The sequence below is a fragment of the Octadecabacter dasysiphoniae genome (genome assembly GCF_021532615.1).
GTDB classification, from domain to species: Bacteria; Pseudomonadota; Alphaproteobacteria; order Rhodobacterales; family Rhodobacteraceae; genus Octadecabacter; species Octadecabacter dasysiphoniae.
The window spans coordinates 1-20,392 of sequence record NZ_JAKGAQ010000007.1 but is presented as its reverse complement, the minus strand read 5'-3'; the positions used below and the strand labels follow the sequence as shown (position 1 = coordinate 20,392).

Here is a 20,392-nt window from a genome sequence, read left to right as displayed (position 1 = left end):
CGCCGCATTTAGAAAAACATTAGTTATTTTTCCAAACGATTGACAGATTTTGTAATTCGAACACTTTATCCCCGAACAGCACACCCATCAGATTGAGAATTGAATGCCCGATCTTCCAGAACACGCCTCTGTTGTCGTCATTGGTGGCGGTATCATGGGGTGCTCGACCCTGTATCACCTCGCAAAGATGGGCGTGTCCGACGCGATCCTGCTTGAACGCAACAAACTGACCAGCGGCACCACATGGCATTCCGCAGCCCAAGTGCGCGCCCTGCGCCATTCCCATAACCTCACCCGGATGATCCAGTATTCCGTCGATCTGTACGCGCAGCTTGAACAGGAAACAGGGCAATCGGTCGGCTGGATTCAGAAAGGTTCCTTGTCCATCGCCACAACGCCGGATCGTCTGACCCACATCAAACGGCAGGAATCACTGGCCCACGCCTACGGTATCGACGCGCGGTCCGTGTCTGTGGATGAGGCCAAGGAACGCTGGCCGCTGATGAACGCCGATGATGTGCTTGGCGCGGTCTGGTCACCCGATGACGGGCGCGTGTCCCCGTCGGATGTCTGTGCCGCGCTGGTCAAAGCCGCCAAAGGGCTTGGCGCCAAGCTGTTCGAGGGAACGGGCGTCACCGGCATCCTCACCAAAAATGGTTGCGTCACGGGGGTCGAAACCACGCAAGGCACCGTGATGTGTGACGCGATTGCGGTCTGCACCGGCCTGTGGTCGCAAGAAATCGGCGCGATGGCGGGTGCCGAAGTGCCCGCATTGGCCTGCGAACATTTCTACCTTTTGACCAAACCGATCGACGGTATCACGGGCAACATGCCCACCCTGTCGGACCACGACAGCCACCTTTACATCCGCGACGACAGCGGCGGCCTTCTGGTCGGCTGTTTTGAACCCATGGGCAAACCCATCGCGCCGGGGATCCTGAACGAAGACTTCGAATTCGGCCTGCTGGGCGAAGACTGGGATCACTTCGAACCGATCATGGAACTCGCGCTCAACCGTTTGCCGGTTCTGGAAACGGCTGAGGTCAAGATGCTGCTCAACGGACCCGAAAGCTTCACACCCGATGGCACCTTCATGCTGGGTGAAACCGCCGAAACCAAGGGGCTGTTTCTGGGCTGCGGCATGAACTCGGTCGGTATGGCGTCGGGCGGCGGGGCTGGCATGAACCTTGCCCATGCCATCGTGCACGGCCACACCGCCTATGATCTGGGCGAAGCAGACGCAAAACGCTTTGCGCCCGTTTTCAATTCTGTTGAACACCTGATGGCCCGCGCGCCCGAAATCCTCGGCACGCATTACGAAATCGCCTACCCGGGTCGCCAGTTGAAAACAGCGCGTGATCTGCGCGCTTTGCCTTTGGATGCCGAATACCGCGCGGCGGGGGCCTATATGGGCCAGTTCTACGGCTGGGAACGCCCACTGTATTTTGGCAAAACCGCTGAACCCGCGATGACCTTTGGCCGCCCCGATTGGCAAGACAACGTCGCCGCCGAAGTCAACGCAGCCCACACCAGTGCCGCCATTTTTGATGCCTCGCCATTTGGCAAAATCGACGTCACAGGCCCGGACGCCGAGGCGTTCCTTTTGCACACCTGCGCGGGATATCTGGGCCGCGCACCGGGGTCGGTTATCTATACCTCCGTGCTCAATGATCGCGGCACGTTTGAATCCGACATTACGGCCCAACGCATCGCACCCGATCACTACCGCCTGTTCGTGGGCACAAACGCCATCAAACGCGATCTTGCCCATTTCCAGCGCGCCAGCTCCGGTTTTGACGTCACGCTCCAAGACACCACCGAAACCTACGCCGTCCTCGGCCTCATGGGGCCGGAATCCGCACGGATCGTCACGGAATGCGGCGCACCCGAACTGAACGATCTGGGGTTCTTTAAGGTCGGCCCCGCCCATATCGCAGGCAAACACGTGCGCGCCGCGCGGATGTCGTATGTCGGCGAAGCAGGGTGGGAAATCACCTGCAAGGCAGAAAACGCGTCTGCAATCTACGCAGCCCTGACGGCGGCGGGTGCAACGCCCGCTGGAATGTTCGCGCAGACCTCCATGCGGATCGAAAAAGGGTTCTGCGCCATGGGCCATGAACTCGACGGTGATGTCACGCCTATCGACACGGGCCTTGATTTCGCCACGCGCAAATCCGGCGGGTTCGTTGGTGCTGCGGCCTTGGCCCGCCAGAAAGAACAGGGCGCGCAAAGTCGGGTCATATCCGTGCTGATCGATGATGTGGCTGCCGTGCCCCTTGGCCATGAACCAATCTATCTTGGCGATGCGATCATCGGGCAAACCACGTCCACCGCATTTGGTTTTCGGGTCGAACGGCCCGTCGCCTTGGGCATGATCAACACCCCGATCGCGGATGGCACCGCCCTGCGTGTCGATATCGCCGGGGAAATGTTTGCCGCCACAGCCGTCCACGGGCCTCTCTTTGACCCGGACGGTTCGCGTATGAAAGGGTAGGGCATGCAAACCCCCTACATCCTCGTCGCCCCGACAGGCGCGCGCCGCACCAAACAGGATCACCCGAACCTGCCCATCCAGATGGATGAGATTATCCAATCCGCCGCCGCGTGTTTTGCGGCCGGCGCGCATGGTTTGCACCTGCACGTGCGTGACGACGCGGGCCAGCACACTCTTGATCCCGGCATCTACCGCGAAACACTGGCAGAGCTTGAAACACATCTCCCCGATATGGGCGTCCAGATCACCACCGAAGCCGCGGGAGTTTTCGACGTCGCCACCCAGCTTGCTTGCCTCGACGGTGTGAAACCGCGCTGGGCGTCAATCTCCGTGCGCGAAATCGCCCGTGACCCCGCGCTGGCGGACCGCGTCTATGGCACATGCGTCGACAACGGGACCAAGGTGCAGCATATCCTGTATGACGTCGCCGATGTGGCGCTGTTGGCAGACTGGCACTCGCGCGGCATCGTGCGCGCCGACCAGACCAGCGTGATTTTCGTGCTCGGGCGCTACACGACAGGGCAGGTGTCCCACCCATCCGACCTCACCCCTTTTCTGGAAACATTCGAAAACCGTGGCCCCTGGATGGTCTGCGCCTTTGGCCAAAACGAACACGCCTGCCTGCACGCGGCGGCCCAGCATGGCGGCGATCTGCGCGTCGGATTTGAAAACAACCTACTGGATGGACACGGCGCGCAATTCACAGACAACGCGGCGTCGGTGAATGCGCTGGCGGATACGTTGAAGGCCGCCCCATGACCAACGTCATTGAAATTCCAGATCTGCACCGCGCCGAAGCCCTACTCAGGACCCTGCGCCCCGCGCTTGATGATGACACCTACAGCGCGCGCCTCAAACAAGCTGTCGCCCATGGCTACACTGTTCTGGGCGTGGAAAACGGCGACACCCTGCTGGCCGTTCTCGGCTACCGCATCACGTTTGATCTGTGCTGGGGCAAAACCCTTTATGTGGATGATCTGGTCGTCGATCCCGCCCTGCGCGGCGGTGGCCATGGCGGCGCGTTGCTAAGCGCGGCCAAAGCCATCGCACAAGACGCGCACTGCGATCACATCCGCCTGTGCAGCGGGCTCAACCGCCACGACGCACACCGCTTTTACGAAACCCACGGCTTGTCCGGCTTCAGCAAACAATTCATCCTTCCGCTCAAAGGCACCTGATATGTCCCATGTTTTTCCGCGCCATTCCCAGTCCGCCCTGCCCACAGCCACAGGCGGCGACGGCTGTTTTCTGATCGATCAGTCGGGCAAACGATACTTTGATGGCTCCGGCGGGGCGGCCGTGTCGTGCCTTGGCCATTCAAACGCGCGGGTCACGCAGGCGATTAAGGATCAGGTCGACAAACTGGCCTTTGCCCACACCGGGTTTTTCACCTCCGACCCCGCCGAAGCCCTTGCTGATCTGCTGATCGCCAACGCGCCCGGTGATCTGGACCGCGTCTATTTCGTGTCCGGCGGATCAGAGGCGGTCGAGGCCGCAATCAAACTTGCCCGCCAGTTCCACCTCGAAAACGGGGAACCCCAACGCCAACACGTCATTGCGCGCCGCCAAAGCTATCATGGCAACACCCTCGGCGCGCTGTCGGCGGGCGGCAATGAAATGCGCCGCAAACAGTTCTCACCGCTCCTTGTGGGAATGAGCCACATCGCACCGTGTTACGAATACGCAGAACGCGACGGCGACGAAACGCTAGAGGCCTACGGCCAACGCGTCGCCAACGAACTCGAACAGGAAATCCTGCGCCTTGGTGAAGACAAAGTGATCGCCTTCCTCGCGGAACCGGTGGTGGGCGCAACGCTGGGCGCAGTGGCCGCCGTGGACGGCTATTTCACCCGCATCCGCGAAATTTGCGATCAATACGGCGTCTTGCTGATCCTCGACGAAGTCATGTGCGGCATGGGGCGCACCGGTCATCTGTTTGCCTGTACTGCGGATGATGTCGCGCCTGATATCTTGTGCATCGCCAAAGGTCTGGGCGCGGGTTACCAGCCCATCGGCGCGATGCTGTGCAGCAAGAAAATCTATGACGTCATCGCGGATGGATCGGGGTTCTTTCAGCATGGCCACACCTATATCGGCCACCCCGTTGCCGCCGCGGCGGCCTTGGCCGTTGTGTCAGAAATCCTCGAACGTGACTTGATATCGCAAGTGCGCGCTCGTGGTGCCTATTTTGAAACGCAGCTGCGCAAACGGTTCGGACAGCACCCCCACGTGGGTGACATTCGCGGCCGTGGATTGTTCTGGGGGGTTGAGATCGTCAAAGACCGCGCCTCGAAAACCCCCTTCGATCCCAGCCGTGGACTTGCCGGAAAGATCAAAAAGGCAGCCTTCGCCGAAGGGCTGATCTGTTACCCGATGCAGGGCACCCGCGATGGTGCGCTGGGCGATCACGTGCTTCTCGCGCCACCTTTCATCGCCTCAGAGTCTGAATTGGACGGCGCGTTGGACTGTCTGGATCGCGCATTGAACGCTGTCATCTAGGATCGGCGCGCCACCGGCCTTGTCGGGATCAGTTCACAAATGCGTGCCCGATCAGCGCCCCTTTTTGCGCAACGGGTCATCGATCCAGGGCCGCTCGGTTCCCTTTAGCACCCGTTTCTTTGGCCCCCGCCGTTTGTCCGCCTTTTCTTCCATCTCTGCGTTGTGGGTCTCGAACGCTTCTATCTGCCGCGCGGTGTCGCCCCATTGGGGTTCGCCGTGCGCGCGGGCCAGTACATCGTCGGGGCGCAGGATATAATCCATCGTGTCCGGCCCTTCGATGATCTTGGCCAGTCGGAAATGCATGAATGCGCGCAGCACGCGGTTGATACGCGGCTGATAACCGGGCCCAAGCCCCTTGAAGAACCGCACCACATCCTCATCCAGCGAAATCGTCACCTTCACCCGTTTGGGGTCGCGTTTGTCCTGATCTTCCCAAATCTTGTCCCAGTCGCGGGGCAGGGCGCGGTTTTCCGCCAAAAACCCCATCAGGTCATGTTCGATCATCTTCATCGCATCCACGCCGAACCCCCAATGCTTGCGGTCGGTCTTGGTCATTTCCTTTGGATCGGCTTTGCGCATGAATCTATCCTTATATCAGGGAAAAACATACTGCATTCAGCAGGTTACAATTCCGTAACCCCTGCGAACGTTGCCCGCCCTTACCGGACCCATACCAGACCCATACCAGACCCATACCCGACCCATACCGGGCCCATACGCCATAAACCTTGACGGATCAGGGCCTTTGACCCAAGATCACCCCCACGATATGATGCCGCAGGTCGCGGTTTCGGGTGGGCGTTTGCCCCCCTTGTCTTTCGCGTGTTCACATCCTATTTAGCAACTTCACGCGGCTTCGATTGATTCGGGGCCGCTCTTTCTGTCTTGCAGCATGGAGCCTGAATACCCCCTAAAAACCGTTTGTTTTAAGGGAAGGCGAAGCGTTGTGAGACCCTGACTTGGTAAGTGCCCCGATAGGGCGTTTTCCAAGGCAGGACTGGGGTCGAGAGCTGCGCAATGGGTCGCGTGGCGAGAATGGACTCCGCTCTGCCGTCTCGTATGGCCGCCCGTGCAGTCGCCCAACTGTACGGAGGCCTTTGAGAATTGAAAGGTGTCCAGCAACATGGCGCAAACGTTCCTCGGTCAGAAACGTCTCCGTAAGTACTACGGTAAAATCCGCGAAGTCCTCGATATGCCGAACCTCATCGAGGTTCAGAAATCGTCCTATGATCTGTTCCTGCGCTCCGGCGACAGCGACACGCCGCTTGACGGCGAAGGCATCAAAGGCGTTTTCCAGTCGGTCTTCCCGATCAAAGACTTCAATGAAACTTCGGTTCTTGAGTTCGTGAAGTACGAACTTGAAAAGCCAAAGTACGACGTCGAAGAATGCCAGCAGCGCGACATGACATATGCCGCACCGCTTAAGGTTACCCTTCGTCTGATCGTGTTTGATATCGATGAGGATACAGGCGCGAAGTCCGTTAAGGACATCAAAGAACAAGACGTGTTCATGGGCGATATGCCTTTGATGACACCGAACGGCACATTCGTCGTGAACGGCACAGAACGCGTGATCGTGTCCCAGATGCACCGTTCTCCTGGTGTGTTCTTTGACCACGACAAAGGCAAATCACACAGCTCGGGCAAATTGCTGTTCGCTTGCCGCATCATCCCATACCGCGGCAGCTGGTTGGACTTCGAATTCGACGCAAAAGACCTCGTGTTCTGCCGCATCGACCGTCGTCGTAAGCTTCCGGTGACAACTTTGTTGTACGCTTTGGGCCTTGATCAAGAAACGATCATGAACGCGTATTACGACCACGTTGATTACACCTTCGACAAAAAGGCGAACGCCTGGAAAACCAAATTCTTCCCTGAGCGCGTGCGCGGCACCCGCCCATTGTTCGATCTGGTTGACGCCAAAACCGGCGAAGTGATTGCCGAAGCCGGCAAGAAAGTCACGCCACGTGCGGTTAAGGCGATCATCGACGCAGGCGAAGTGACTGATCTTTTGGTCCCTTACGAACACATCGTCGGCAAATTCGCAGCCAACGACATCATCAACGAAGAAACCGGTGCGATCTACGTCGAAGCCGGTGACGAGTTGACGCTGGAGATGGACAAAGACGGCGAAGTCATCGGCGGTACGCTGAAGGAACTCGTTGATGCAGGTGTGAAGACCATTCCGGTCCTCGACATCGACAACATCAATGTCGGTCCGTACATGCGCAACACGATGGCGGCAGATAAAAACATGGGTCGCGAAACCGCGCTTATGGACATCTACCGCGTCATGCGCCCGGGTGAACCACCCACCGTGGACGCCGCACAGACCTTGTTCGACAGCCTGTTCTTCGATAGCGAACGTTACGATCTGTCCGCTGTTGGTCGTGTGAAAATGAACATGCGTCTGGCACTGGATGCCGAAGACACCATGCGCACCCTGCGCAAGGAAGACATCGTATCCTGCATCAAAGCGCTGGTTGAACTGCGCGATGGCAAAGGCGACATCGACGACATTGACCACCTTGGTAACCGTCGTGTGCGTTCCGTTGGCGAGCTGATGGAAAACCAGTACCGCGTCGGTCTGCTGCGGATGGAACGCGCGATCAAGGAACGTATGTCGTCCGTCGAAATCGACACAGTGATGCCGCAAGACCTGATCAACGCGAAACCAGCGGCTGCTGCCGTGCGTGAATTCTTCGGCTCCTCGCAGCTGTCGCAATTCATGGACCAAACGAACCCGCTGTCCGAAGTCACGCACAAGCGTCGTCTTTCCGCGCTTGGGCCAGGTGGTCTGACACGTGAACGTGCGGGTTTTGAAGTCCGCGACGTTCACCCAACACACTACGGCCGCATGTGCCCGATTGAGACACCGGAAGGCCCGAACATTGGTCTGATCAACTCTCTCGCGACATTCGCACGCGTCAACAAGTATGGCTTCATCGAAACACCGTACCGCGTTGTCACAGAAGGCAAGGTCACGGACGAAGTCCACTACATGTCCGCAACCGAAGAAATGCGTCACACAGTGGCGCAGGCCAACGCGAACCTGAACGAAGACATGTCTTTCGTGAACGATCTGGTCAGCACACGTCAGAACGGTGAATACACACTTGCGCCGTCCGAAAACGTGAACCTGATTGACGTTTCACCCAAGCAGTTGGTCTCGGTCGCTGCGTCCTTGATCCCGTTCCTTGAAAACGATGACGCGAACCGTGCCCTGATGGGTTCGAACATGATGCGTCAGGCGGTTCCACTGCTTCAGGCTGAGGCTCCGCTGGTCGGAACGGGTATCGAAGAAGTGGTTGCCCGCGACTCCGGTGCTGCGATCATGGCGAAACGTGGCGGTATCATCGACCAAGTCGACGCCACACGTATCGTTGTTCGCGCAACATCTGATCTTGAGGTCGGCGACCCCGGCGTTGATATCTACCGCATGCGCAAGTTCCAGCGTTCCAACCAGAATACATGTATCAACCAGCGCCCCTTGGTGAAGGTGGGTGACACGGTTCTGAAAGGCGAAGTTATTGCCGACGGTCCATCCACGGACATCGGTGAACTGGCCCTTGGTAAAAACGTGGTCGTCGCGTTTATGCCGTGGAACGGCTACAACTACGAAGACTCCATCCTGATCTCTGAGCGTATCGTGCGCGACGACGTGTTCACCTCGATCCACATCGAAGAATTCGAAGTCGCCGCCCGTGACACAAAGCTCGGCCCAGAGGAAATCACACGCGATATCCCCAACGTCGGTGAGGAAGCCCTGCGCAACCTCGACGAAGCGGGCATCGTGTACATCGGCGCCGAAGTTGAACCCGGTGACATCCTTGTCGGTAAGATCACACCAAAAGGCGAAAGCCCGATGACGCCCGAGGAAAAACTCCTCCGCGCCATCTTTGGTGAAAAAGCGTCTGACGTCCGTGACACATCCCTGCGCGTGAAGCCCGGTGATTTCGGTACGGTTGTCGAAGTTCGTGTGTTCAACCGCCACGGCGTTGAAAAAGACGAACGTGCGCTTCAGATCGAACGTGAAGAGGTCGAACGCCTTGCACGTGACCGCGACGATGAGCTGACGATCCTTGACCGCAATATCTACGCACGTCTGCGCGGTATGATGACGGGCAAGACAGTCGCCAAAGGGCCAAAGGGCATCAAGACAGGCGCGACAATCGATGACGCCATGCTTGATGAATTCCCGCGCAGCCATTGGTGGCAGATCGCCCTCAAGGAAGAGGGTGACGCACAGATCGTCGAAGCGCTCAACGAACAGTACGAGGCGCAAAAGCGTCAGCTGGACGCGCGTTTTGAAGACAAAGTTGAGAAAGTACGCCGTGGTGACGATTTGCCACCAGGTGTCATGAAGATGGTCAAAGTGTTCGTCGCGGTGAAGCGCAAGCTTCAGCCCGGTGATAAAATGGCGGGTCGTCACGGCAACAAAGGTGTCATTTCCAAAGTTGTGCCGATGGAAGACATGCCGTTCCTCGCGGACGGTACCCCTGTTGATTTCTGTCTGAACCCGCTGGGCGTGCCTTCGCGCATGAACGTCGGTCAGATTCTGGAAACACACATGGGTTGGGCCGCACGTGGTCTGGGTATCGAAATCGACGAAGCGCTGGGTGAATTCCGCCGCTCCGGTGATCTGACACCTGTGCGTGAAGCGATGAAAATCGCCTACGGTGAGGATGTCTATTCCGAAGGCGTGGCTGACATGTCCGAAGATGAACTGGTCGAAGCAGCAGGCAACGTCACACGCGGCGTTCCAATCGCAACGCCAGTCTTTGACGGCGCGAAAGAGGCTGACGTCAACGATGCGCTGACACGCGCAGGGTTCGACACTTCTGGTCAATCGGTGCTGTTTGACGGCCGCACGGGTGAGCAATTCTCCCGCAAGGTTACGGTGGGCGTGAAATACCTGCTGAAACTGCACCACCTTGTCGACGACAAGATCCACGCCCGTTCCACGGGTCCGTACTCCCTCGTCACGCAGCAGCCGCTGGGTGGTAAGGCACAGTTCGGTGGTCAGCGCTTTGGTGAGATGGAAGTCTGGGCCTTGGAGGCCTACGGCGCCGCCTACACCTTGCAGGAAATGCTGACGGTGAAATCGGATGACGTGGCTGGCCGGACGAAAGTCTATGAAAGCATCGTCAAAGGTGAGGACAACTTCGAAGCTGGCGTGCCAGAATCGTTCAACGTCTTGGTCAAAGAAGTACGGGGCCTCGGCCTCAACATGGAACTCCTGGATGCGGAGGATGAGGAGTAGGGCCCCGCGGCTCTACTCCCCCCACCTCTTAACGCGCCCTATTCAAGGAATTGAAAATGAACCAGGAACTGACAAACAACCCGTTTAACCCGATCACACCGGCAAAAACGTTCGACGAAATCAAGGTCTCTTTGGCCTCCCCGGAACGGATCCTGTCGTGGTCCTTCGGTGAGATCAAAAAGCCCGAAACCATCAACTACCGTACGTTCAAGCCTGAGCGTGACGGGCTGTTCTGCGCACGTATCTTTGGCCCGATCAAAGACTACGAATGCCTGTGCGGCAAATATAAGCGCATGAAATATCGCGGCGTTGTCTGCGAAAAATGTGGTGTAGAAGTCACGCTGCAAAAGGTCCGTCGTGAGCGTATGGGCCACATCGAACTGGCCGCGCCCGTTGCGCACATCTGGTTCCTGAAATCCCTGCCATCCCGCATCGGCCTGATGCTGGACATGACGCTGCGCGACCTTGAGCGTATCTTGTATTTTGAAAACTACGTCGTGATCGAACCGGGTCTGACCGACCTGCAATACGGTGCCCTGATGACCGAGGAAGAATTCCTCGACGCGCAGGACGCCTACGGCATGGACGCCTTCACAGCCAACATCGGCGCCGAAGCGATCCGCGAAATGCTGGCCGCAATCGATCTGGAAGGCGAAGCAGACACACTGCGCGAAGACCTTAAGGTTGCCACAGGTGAGCTGAAGCCAAAGAAGATCATCAAACGTCTTAAGATTGTTGAATCCTTCATCGAATCCGGCAACCGCCCTGAATGGATGATCCTGACAGTTGTGCCAGTCATCCCGCCAGAACTGCGCCCGCTGGTTCCACTTGATGGTGGCCGTTTCGCGACGTCTGATTTGAACGATCTGTATCGCCGCGTGATCAACCGGAACAACCGTCTCAAGCGTCTGATCGAACTGCGCGCACCTGACATCATCGTGCGTAACGAAAAGCGTATGTTGCAGGAATCTGTCGATGCATTGTTCGATAACGGCCGTCGTGGCCGCGTGATCACGGGGGCCAACAAGCGCCCGTTGAAATCGCTGTCCGACATGCTGAAGGGTAAGCAGGGTCGCTTCCGTCAAAACCTTTTGGGTAAGCGCGTCGACTTCTCTGGCCGTTCGGTCATTGTGACGGGTCCGGAATTGAAACTGCACCAGTGTGGTTTGCCCAAGAAAATGGCTCTCGAGCTGTTCAAGCCGTTCATCTATTCGCGTCTTGAGGCGAAGGGTTTGTCTTCCACTGTGAAGCAAGCCAAGAAGCTGGTTGAAAAAGAGCGTCCCGAAGTTTGGGATATCCTCGACGAAGTGATCCGCGAACACCCCGTCATGCTGAACCGTGCGCCTACGTTGCACCGTCTTGGCATTCAGGCGTTCGAACCTGTCTTGATCGAAGGTAAGGCTATCCAGCTGCACCCTCTCGTGTGTTCTGCGTTCAACGCTGACTTCGACGGTGACCAGATGGCGGTTCACGTCCCACTGTCCCTTGAGGCACAGTTGGAATGTCGCGTTCTGATGATGTCCACGAACAACGTTCTGTCGCCTGCCAACGGTGCGCCAATTATCGTTCCGTCACAGGATATGATTTTGGGCCTCTACTACACGACCATCATGCGTGAAGGCATGAAGGGCGAAGGCATGTCGTTCAGCGATATCGAAGAAGTCGAGCACGCTTTGCAGGCCGGTGAAGTTCACCTGCACGCCAAGATCACCGCGCGTCTTCCGCAGATCGACACTGAGGGCAACGAGGTCATGGAGCGTTTTGAAACGACCCCTGGCCGCGTCCGTCTTGGTGCGCTTTTGCCGCTGAACAACAAGGCGCCGTATTCCTTGGTCAACCGCCTGCTTCGTAAGAAAGAAGTTCAGCAGATCATTGATACGGTCTACCGCTACTGTGGTCAGAAAGAATCCGTCATCTTCTGTGATCAGATCATGACAATGGGCTTCCGCGAAGCGTTCAAGGCTGGCATTTCGTTCGGTAAGGACGACATGGTTATCCCTGACACTAAGTGGACGCTGGTCAATGAGACACGCGATCAGGTGAAAGACTTTGAACAACAGTACATGGACGGCCTGATCACTCAGGGTGAAAAGTACAACAAAGTTGTCGATGCCTGGTCAAAGTCGAACGACAAAGTCACTGACGCCATGATGACGACGATCTCTACGACAGGTCGTGCCGAAGACGGGTCCGAAAACGAACCCAACTCGGTCTACATGATGGCCCACTCCGGTGCGCGTGGTTCTGTGACACAGATGAAACAGCTGGGCGGTATGCGCGGTCTGATGGCCAAGCCAAACGGTGAGATCATCGAAACGCCGATCATCTCGAACTTCAAAGAAGGCCTGACAGTTCTGGAATACTTCAACTCCACCCACGGTGCCCGTAAGGGTCTGTCGGACACGGCGTTGAAAACTGCGAACTCCGGTTACCTGACACGTCGTTTGGTGGACGTTGCACAAGACTGCATCGTGCGCGAAATCGATTGCGGAACGGAACGTGCGATCACAGCAGAAGCTGCGGTAAACGACGGCGAAGTCGTGTCATCCTTGTCTGATCGTGTTCTGGGCCGTGTTTCTGCGGACGACGTTTTGAACCCGGGCACAGAAGAAGTGCTGGTCAAAGCCGGAGAGCTGATCGACGAACGTTCTGCTGATGCGATTGAAACAGCCGGTGTCGCCAAGATGCGCATCCGCAGCCCACTGACATGTGAGGCCGAAGACGGCGTCTGTGCCATGTGCTACGGTCGTGATCTGTCGCGCGGTTCGCGCGTCAACATCGGCGAAGCTGTCGGCATCATCGCCGCGCAGTCCATCGGTGAACCTGGTACACAGCTGACGATGCGGACGTTCCACATCGGTGGCGTTGCACAAGGTGGCCAGCAGTCGTTCCTTGAGGCGTCCGTCGATGGTGTTGTCGAACTGCGCAATGCCCAAATTCTTGAGAACGAATTCGGTGAGCAGGTCGTCATGGGCCGTAACATGGTCCTCGCGATCATGGACGAGAATGGTGAAGAACGTGCCAACCACAAGGTCGGATACGGTTCCAAAGTGTTTGTCAAAGACGGTGCAAAAATTGCCCGCGGCGACAAGATGTTCGAATGGGATCCCTACACTCTGCCGATCATCGCAGAGAAGGCCGGTACGGTTAAGTTTGTTGACCTCATCAACGGTATCGCACTGCGCGAAGACACCGATGATGCGACAGGCATGACCCAAAAGATCGTGACCGACTGGCGCAGTGCGCCAAAAGGCAACGAGCTGAAGCCGGAAGTTCTGATCCTCGATGCCAATGGCGAACCTGTTCTGAACGATGCCGGTAACCCGGTAACCTATCCGATGTCTGTTGACGCGGTTCTGTCCATCGAGGACGGCAACCCGATCAAGGCCGGTGACGTTGTTGCGCGTATCCCGCGTGAAGGCGCCAAGACCAAGGACATTACCGGTGGTTTGCCACGGGTTGCGGAATTGTTCGAAGCACGTCGTCCAAAGGATCACGCGATCATCGCCGAAATCGACGGTTATGTTCGCTTCGGTAAGGACTACAAAAACAAGCGCCGTATCGCGATTGAGTCCTCCGAGGATGCAGATCACAAGGTCGAATACATGGTGCCCAAGGGCAAGCACATCCCGGTGCAAGAAGGCGACTTCGTGCAAAAGGGCGACTACATCATGGACGGCAACCCAGCGCCGCATGACATCCTCGCCATCATGGGTGTCGAAGCGCTCGCCGATTACATGATCGACGAAGTGCAGGACGTGTATCGTTTGCAAGGCGTTAAGATCAACGACAAGCACATCGAGGTGATCGTGCGTCAGATGCTCCAAAAATGGGAAATCTCTGACAGCGGTGAGACGACTTTGCTCAAGGGTGAAAACGTCGACAAGGCCGAGTTTGACGAAGCCAACGCCAAGGCAGTTGCCCGTGGTGGTCGCCCTGCACAGGGTGAACCCATCCTTCTCGGCATCACCAAAGCGTCTTTGCAGACACGTTCGTTTATCTCTGCGGCGTCGTTCCAGGAAACAACGCGCGTTCTCACCGAGGCTTCGGTGCAGGGCAAGCGGGACAAACTGGTCGGCCTCAAGGAAAACGTCATCGTGGGTCGTTTGATCCCCGCTGGTACAGGTGGCGCGACGCAAAACGTCACCAAGATCGCCGCAGCGCGTGACAACGTGGTCATTCAGGCCCGTCGCGAAGAAGCAGAGGCCGCAGCCGCACTGGCAGCACCCGAGCCCGTTGCAGATGATGTGATCGGTGGCGACGCCTTCGACACAATCATCGCGGACACACCAGAAAGCCGCGACGAGTAAGATCGACGTTATAGAAATCAGAAAGGCCCCGTTGGAAACAGCGGGGCCTTTTTGTTGCATGGTTTGGGATTTCTGCCTGCTCTGAACCAAACCGTCCGACACGTTCAAGACGATCATGTCGTTGAAGACACCATCAGGTTCACTACATCCGGCGGCCAGAAAATTCGATAATCGTAGAATGGTCCGAGTGTCGGCGCATATCCGCGCTTAGGAATAAATCCAACTAGACAAGATTTTCTTGGGGCGATTAAGTTTGACTTCAACTTGGGGGTAAGTGCGCCACGGGACCAACTGCTTGGTCTGCTCACTAGGCGGTGGTCTAGCACTGCGTCAGTCACAAGCCTCCTGCCATTAATTGAGAGCTTATGATGATGCGCACAACCCTTTTGCCCACCTTGGCCACCCTGTTGTCTACAGCACTTTTTGCCATGCCGGTGCTGGCCGATGTCTCCGAAGGTGTCGCGCTTTTGGAAGACGGCGATGTCGCGGCGGCGGCATCATCGTTTGCGCAGGCCTATGAAGATGGCGACGCAGAGGGCGCGTTTTATCTGGCGCGCCTGTTTGAACTTGGGCTTGGTACGGAACCGGACCCACAGCGCGCGGCAAATCTTTATGCCGCAGCGGCGGAACTTGGGTCACAGCGCGGTCAGCTTCGCCTTGGGCTGATGTATCATGAAGGACGCGTTCTATTGCGCGACTACGTGGAGGGCACGCGCCTGATTTGTGAGGCTGCGGATGCCGGTCTGGCCGAGGCGCAGTTGAATTGCGGACTAAGCTATCAGGCCGGGCGCGGGGTGGACGCGGCCCCGGCACGTGCCCGCGAATACTGGGAACTTTCCGCCGCGCAAGGCAACATCGCAGCGCTGAATGTGTTGGGCCAATCGGCTTTGTCGGACGGCGATGTTGATATCGCGCAAACCCGTTTTGAAACCGCGGCAGAGGCTGGCAATCCGGTTGCGATGCTCAGCCTTGCGGAGATTCTGGATGCGCAGGAGGCACCTGATCTTATAGGGGCCTACGCCTGGTCGAGCCTTGCGGTCGTGCGTGGCCTTAACGAAGCGGCCGCGTTTCGTGATGGGCTTGAGGCGCGGATGACGTCTGCGGATGTTCTGGCCGGGCAGGCGCAAGCACGGGCCTGGACTGAATCCAAATTGGCGGACATTGCCGATGAGGATCAATAAACGTCGCCTGCGTGATCCATTTTTTGCGCAGGGTTTCCGGTATCGTTTCGTAAAACTGCGAATGCGCCGGATGCTTGGCGCGATTGGCGTGGCCGGTGCATTTGCATTGCCCGCCGATACCGCGCGGGCGCAAGGGTTCTGTCTGGATGTGGACCGGATTGATCTGGTCGGAGTTACCTTGATCGATGTGCCCGCCCAGCAGGCGCTGACGGCGCCTTTTGCGGGCCGGTGTCTTGGGTTGCCGCAAATTGATGATCTGTTGCAGGCGGTTTCGCTGGCCTATGTGGATCGCGGATATATTACGGCGCGCGCGTATTTGCCGGAACAAAACCTTGCCGATGGCCAGTTGGAAATCCGCGTGATCGAAGGCAGCCTTGCGCGCATCGACATCAACGGGGAGCCGCGCCCGCGCTGGCAGGAACGGGTGTTTCCCGACCTTGTGGGTGCGCCAGTGAACTTGCGAGAGGTCGAGCAGGGCCTCGATCTGATCCGGTCCATGCCGGGTTACAGCGCCGAGATTGAATTGACACCGGGCACGCAGGAAGGCGCAACGGTGCTTGATGTGACCGCCGTAACAGCGAAACCTTGGAGCTTTCGACTGAGCACAAACAATCAGGGTCTCGAAAACGAGGATCCGGGCCAGACGGTCGCTACGGGGCAGTTCATAACGTCGGCCCAGATGACATGGTCAAACGCGCTCGGTCTGAATGATGTCTGGACTTTGGATGCCAGCAAATCGATCCGCGATAATCCGATTGATGTGAATTATGACGGCCCCGGAACGCGCAGTGTCGATCTGAGCCTATCAATCCCGCGCGGACCCTGGCGCACGGAATACGGGATCGGCTGGTCGGACTACGCGACCGTGACCCCCGGTGCTGTCGGTGATATCGACGTGGATGGCGTCACGCGCACCGCGTTTGTCGAGGTCGAGAGGTTGCTGGAGCGTGACCGGGACAGCAAGACATACGTCACCGCCCGCCTGACCCGTTATGACACTGAAAACCGGATCGCTGGCGCGCGGATTGAGGCATCATCGCAAGTGACCACATCGGCGCGGTTTGGCGTGCGCCATGAAACGCTGTGGAACGGTGGCCAGCTGACCCTGTCGGCAGGGCTGGAGCAGGGGCTTGATGCCTTGGGGGCGCAGGACGACGACACGCAGCCCACCGGTCAGCCCGAAGCGCAATACACGCTTGTCGATGGATCATTGTCCTATACGCGCCCGTTCGCGGGGGATGCGTCCGCGTTCAGTTGGCAAAGCGACGTCAATATGCAGCTGAGTGCGGATCGGCTTTATGGTCGGCAACAGTTTGGCTTGGGCAGTGCGGGAACCGTGCGCGGTGCGCGCGAACAGGTTGTGGCGGGCAGTTCCGGAATTTTGTGGCGCAACGAGCTGCGCTGGACCCCACAGATGGAGCGTGATCCGATTTGGGGACAGGCCCAGCTTTATGGCGGGATCGACTGGGGCTGGGTCGCGGATCAGTCCCGCGTTGGTGTGTCGGGCGGTCACGTTAGTGGGGCGGTTATCGGTGCGCGCACCATCGGCGGTAAAACATCTTTCGAAGTCAACTACGCCGAGATATTATCCACGCCAACGGGCATCGCGCGCCCTGACGGTGTTTTATCAATGTCAGCATCCTGGTTGTTTTAACAGGCGATGGAATGGCGGTAAGAGCATGAAAACGAAACGAAAGCCTGAATCTTTGCGTGTATCATCTGGCGGACGTCGCCTGTCTGGTTGGCGTGCGCGGGTGCACGAAGGGGTCCGCAATAGCGTATCGGCGTTATCGTGTTTATTGATCGCCGTCCAACCTGTGCTTGCCCAAAACGTCGTTCCCACGACCAATGGGCCCGAGGTTATTGAGGCCCCCAATGGTGTGGGTATCGTCAATATTCAAACGCCCAACGCACAAGGGTTGTCGCAAAACAGCTATGATGACTTCAATGTCGGGGCCGACGGTCTGATCCTCAACAACATCAACGGGAACTTTGGCCAAACGCAGCTGGGCGGTGTGATCGCTGGCAATGCGAACCTGCAAGACGGGTCGGCGAGTATCATCCTCAACGAAGTTGTTGGCGGCAATCCCAGTTCGCTTGGTGGGTATCTTGAGGTCGCAGGCACACGTGCCGATGTGATCGTCGCCAACCCGTATGGCATGACATGTGATGGCTGTGGGTTTCTGAACACCGACCGTTTGACGCTGACGACGGGTACACCGATCTATGAGGGGTCCCAGTTCACCGGTGTGTCCGTCGATGATGGCACCATCGCGGTAGGCGAGGGCGGGCTTGATGCGTCCGACACCACGCGGTTCGATCTGATTTCGCGTCAGATTACCGTGGCAGGTTCGGTGCAGGGCCAGCGCATCCACGTGATTGCCGGCCGCAATGACGTGATTTATGCCACGGGCGAAATCCGTGAAAAAGCAGACGACGGATCCACATCGCCCGATCTGGCCATCGACAGTACTGTGTTTGGCGGCATGTATGCCGGTGCGATCACCATCACATCGACCGAAGACGGGGTTGGCGTGCGGGCACCGACCGAAATGGCGGCCAGCACGGGCCAGATGACCCTGACGGCTGACGGACGTCTTGTCATGGGCCGCGCGTCATCCGAAGGGGCGGTCAGCGTTACCACGACGACCGGATCGGTGCAGGTTGAACAAAGTCTGACGTCCAACGACAGCCTGACAATCACGAGCGCGCAAGACCTGATCGTGGACGCCGACGGCAAGATCGTCGCGCAAGCGGCGGCTGTTTTTGACATTGCACGTGACATCAATTTGGGTGCGCGCGCGGAACTGGTATCCGCCGACAGCATATCGGCGACAATGGGACGCAATATGTTGATGGCACAGGGCGCGCAGGTTTTGTCCTACGGTGACATCGCCGTCACAGCGCAAGAAATCGAGGCGGGGCAAGACACCCAATTCATGGCCGGTGCGGCTGGCGGGGATGGTGACACCAGCACAGCCAACCTGACCTTGAGCGCGGCGGATCGGCTGACGCTTTGGGGTGGCACCGCGGCGTCGGGCGGCAGCATTGATGTCGTGACCCGCGTTCTGGATATTGCCGCACAAGGCGGATTACCGGCTGGCAGTTTCGTTGCCACGACGGATGCGCGATTTACGCTGACACGGCTTGAGGCGCTCGATGGTGTTCTTCAGGCGGGGCAGATGCTGTCGTTGGAAAATGCGGGCGGAATCCTAACCGTGAACGGTGGCATTCTACAGTCCGGCGACGCGCTGTTGTTGTCGGGGCAGGGGCTCGATTTTGGGGCGACGGCCCAAAGTCTGAATGGCACGGTCACTGCGTTGGCCACGGCTGGCGATCTGTTCGTGGATGGCACGTTGATTGGTCAGCTGGTCGACATCACGGCAAGCGATAGTTTGAACGTCAGCGGCACCGTCGAAGCGGCGAACATGGCGGACCTGAATGCGGCCGTGATTGAAAACACAGGCACTCTGCGCGCTACTGATTTGCGGCTTGATGCAGCACAGATCACCAACGATGGCACGGCCTATGCAGCCCAAACCCTTGATATTGTGGCATCGGGCGCGGTGACCAATTCGGGCAATGTTGTATCCGACGGTTGGTTGCGTGTTGCGGGCGGAAATCCTGCGTTGGTAAATGCCGAGGGTGCAGAGATTACAGCGGCCGACGACGCCGTATTTACATTGGCGCGCTTTGATAACGCGGGTGCGGTTGCGTCCACAGACGGGCGCGTTCTGATCACCAGCGCGGGCGATGTTACGAACGCCCAAACGGCTGTGATATACGGAGAGATGTTGCTGCAAATCTTAAGCGATGGGACCATCCTTAACGATGGTGGCGCGTTGCTTGCGCAAGAGGATATGGTTATTGGCGGGGCGTCTGGCGATGTGGATGCGCGCGCCGCCAGCTTTACCAATCAGAATGGTGGCCTTGTCGAAACCTTCGCAGGTGACATCGAGATCGCGGCCTCCGTTTTTGAAAACCTGCGCCCCGATCCGCTAATCACAGATGCCGTCGACACCGATGAGGAGGAGAGTTTCAGCGGCGATTGCAGCGGTCTTTTGGGGACATATAGGTGTGTAACGACGACCGTTACGACCACAGTTACGACCCAAACAGCAGAGATGGTTGGTGAACCGGGGATGATCCTTTCGGGGGGTGACCTTACCCTTGCGGTGGACAGCGCACGCAATGCCTACAGTCTGATTTCGACCGCCGGAAACATTGAGCTAACGGCGGGCACGCTTGAAAATATCGGGCTGGATTTGACTGAAACAACAGAGGTTGAACGTAGCGTTGTCACGCGGGAACGTTTCTGTTTCCTGTTTTGTGGTGGCACCAGTACGACCACCGCAGTGTCCAACGACGCGCCGATCGTCGAAGAGGCGGGGGCCGTTTTCGCAAGCATAGAAGCGGGCGGTTCGATCGTCGGCAACGTAAGCGGATATCTGCAAAACGGCGCCTACGGCGTGGGCGCGATCCCGACCACATCAGGCGTGGGTGCGCCGGGGTTGTCGGGCACCGATCCGGGCAGCGTGAATTTGACGCCGCTGGGCAGTGATATTTCTGGCATCACAGCGGGGTCTATCGGCAATCCGGCATTGGTTGTCACCAACGTTGACCCTGATGCCAGCTATCTGGTCGA

Annotated in this window: 10 protein-coding genes; 9 read left to right on the top strand and 1 reads right to left on the bottom strand. The window is 57.9% G+C overall.

Annotation, left to right across the window (positions count from 1 at the left end; genetic code table 11):
• Nucleotides 1-103: 103 nt before the first annotated feature.
• From L0664_RS18080 to L0664_RS18065, 4 genes are read left to right on the top strand one after another with little or no spacing between them, the layout of a single operon-like run.
• Nucleotides 104-2,494 carry a GcvT family protein gene (locus L0664_RS18080; RefSeq protein WP_235227306.1) on the top strand — a complete coding sequence of 797 codons (2,391 nt, stop codon included), beginning with the start codon at nt 104-106 and terminating at the stop codon, nt 2,492-2,494.
• A 3-nt stretch (nt 2,495-2,497) separates the two neighbouring features.
• Nucleotides 2,498-3,253 (top strand): beta-keto acid cleavage family enzyme, encoded by a 756-nt coding sequence (locus L0664_RS18075; RefSeq protein WP_235227305.1) that lies wholly within the window; start codon nt 2,498-2,500, stop codon nt 3,251-3,253.
• Complete coding sequence (locus L0664_RS18070) at nt 3,250-3,672, top strand: GNAT family N-acetyltransferase (RefSeq protein ID WP_235227304.1); 423 nt, start codon at nt 3,250-3,252, stop codon at nt 3,670-3,672. Before L0664_RS18075 ends, L0664_RS18070 begins: the two co-directional genes overlap by 4 nt.
• Before the next feature lies 1 nt (nt 3,673).
• On the top strand, nt 3,674-4,993 hold the full coding sequence (locus tag L0664_RS18065; protein WP_235227303.1) for an aspartate aminotransferase family protein: 1,320 nt from the start codon (nt 3,674-3,676) through the stop codon (nt 4,991-4,993).
• Between the two features lie 51 nt (nt 4,994-5,044).
• Here the strand turns inward: L0664_RS18065 and L0664_RS18060 are convergent, their stop codons facing one another.
• Nucleotides 5,045-5,572, bottom strand: a complete 528-nt coding sequence (locus tag L0664_RS18060) for a BrnA antitoxin family protein (RefSeq protein ID WP_235227302.1) — start codon at nt 5,570-5,572, stop codon at nt 5,045-5,047.
• Between the two features lie 544 nt (nt 5,573-6,116).
• Between L0664_RS18060 and rpoB the strand changes: the two genes are divergently transcribed.
• The 5 genes from rpoB to L0664_RS18035 all read left to right on the top strand — a co-directional run.
• Complete coding sequence (rpoB, locus tag L0664_RS18055; protein WP_235227301.1) at nt 6,117-10,256, top strand: DNA-directed RNA polymerase subunit beta; 4,140 nt, start codon at nt 6,117-6,119, stop codon at nt 10,254-10,256.
• Nucleotides 10,257-10,312: 56 nt separating this feature from the next.
• Nucleotides 10,313-14,566 (top strand): DNA-directed RNA polymerase subunit beta', encoded by a 4,254-nt coding sequence (gene rpoC / locus L0664_RS18050; RefSeq protein WP_235227300.1) that lies wholly within the window; start codon nt 10,313-10,315, stop codon nt 14,564-14,566.
• A 407-nt stretch (nt 14,567-14,973) separates the two neighbouring features.
• Nucleotides 14,974-15,747: a tetratricopeptide repeat protein gene (locus L0664_RS18045; protein WP_235227299.1), complete on the top strand. Its 774-nt coding sequence runs from the start codon at nt 14,974-14,976 to the stop codon at nt 15,745-15,747.
• Complete coding sequence (locus L0664_RS18040) at nt 15,734-17,401, top strand: ShlB/FhaC/HecB family hemolysin secretion/activation protein (RefSeq protein WP_235227298.1); 1,668 nt, start codon at nt 15,734-15,736, stop codon at nt 17,399-17,401. The genes L0664_RS18045 and L0664_RS18040 overlap by 14 nt, the downstream gene beginning before the upstream one ends.
• A gap of 25 nt (nt 17,402-17,426) precedes the next feature.
• A partial coding sequence (locus L0664_RS18035; protein WP_235227297.1) for a two-partner secretion domain-containing protein occupies nt 17,427-20,392 on the top strand: 2,966 nt, incomplete at its 3' end.